Annotated in this window: 2 protein-coding genes; both read right to left on the bottom strand. The window is 34.7% G+C overall.

From position 1 onward, the window contains the following. Positions 1 to 39: 39 nt before the first annotated feature. The gene (locus tag EYD45_RS16525; protein ID WP_262708623.1) at positions 40 to 954 is read right to left on the bottom strand and encodes an IS3 family transposase; all 915 of its coding nucleotides are present in this window, start codon (positions 952 to 954) and stop codon (positions 40 to 42) included. Continuing rightward, positions 912 to 1,319: transposase (locus EYD45_RS16520; protein WP_233702689.1), on the bottom strand; the 408-nt coding region annotated here is incomplete at its 5' end. The genes EYD45_RS16525 and EYD45_RS16520, both read right to left, overlap by 43 nt.

Raw genomic sequence — 1,319 nt, 5'->3', positions numbered from 1 at the left:
TGTCTAGTCCTGAAATATGGCTACAGGTTAAAAATTGATTTACGCTGTTTTTAAACCTGCCTTGCCGGCAGGCAGGTATACCATATTTGGTGTTTTATAATCTAAAGATACGTGTAATCTTATTTGGTTGTAAAGATTAATTGCACTTTTTGTTGCTCTTTTGGCGTGTTGTACGCTATCAAAGGTTTGGTCGAGATAGAATTCGTCTTTCAAGATGCCGTTAACACGTTCCGCAATAGCATTTTCGTAGCAATGATTTTCTTCTGTCATACTAATTTTGATGTTGTTTCTCTTTAAAATTTGCGTGTATAGATTGCTACAATACTGTATTCCTCTGTCCGAGTGGTGTATAAGGTTCTGAGTGTTTTTAGCTTTATATAAAGCCTTTTTAAGCGCTCTGACACAACCGCTAAGTTCCAGGCTATCACTAAGGTCATAGCCAATGATTTTCCTTGAATACATGTCGGTTATGAGCGCCAAGTAACAAAATCCTTTTACAGTTCTGATGTATGTAATATCAGATACCCAAACCTGATTGGGTCTATTAACAAGTACATCTTTAATGATGTTTTTATGTTTATAGAACCTATGCAAAGAATTGGTAGTTCTGTAGCTGGGTTTCTTTCTGGTTATAAGCATATTGTGTTTTCTAAGGATATTAAACAAAGTATCTCTTCCGACTTTGAGATTGGCCTTGTTAAATTCATCATCCAATGATAATTTAAGTTTACGCACACCTTCTCTGGGAAGAGATCTGCGTCTTTTGTGGACTATTTGAATGACCTGTTGTTCAAGTTTTAAACGTTTGTCATCTCTATATTTATACTTATAGTATGCATCACGTTTAAGCCCGAAAGCCATACAGATAGTGGTTAAAGACGCAGATCCATTAGCATTGTCTTTAGTCTTACTTAACGCTCTATATTTAGCTTTTTTTTTAGTTCTGCAACAGATTTGTAGCCAAGATCTTCAGCGGCAACTTCCAGGTATGAATCTTGAATCATAGCATCTAAGTCTTTCTTTAACAACAATTTTTTTAGTTGTTCAATCTCTTTTTGAAGTTCTTTAATACGTGTTATTTCATCTTTGGTTTTCACAGTTATTCGTGTGTTCATAAGGTCTTTACGGTTGTACTTCCTGATCCATTCGTTAATGGTGGTTGGTGCAATTCCATAAGCCTTACCTAATTGATACTTATTTAGTTTTCCTGTTGTAAGTTCGTCTAAAATTTTCAGTTTAAAAGGTTCTGAATACCGTCTGATTACTTTGTCATTTTTATACATAATGTTTAAAATTATGTAGCCTTTATTCAGGACGGG

Source organism: Hyunsoonleella flava (assembly GCF_004310325.1).
GTDB lineage: Bacteria > Bacteroidota > Bacteroidia > Flavobacteriales > Flavobacteriaceae > Jejuia > Jejuia flava.
Note: the sequence above shows the minus strand (reverse complement) of the source record. Positions and strands in the feature narration are given on the sequence as shown.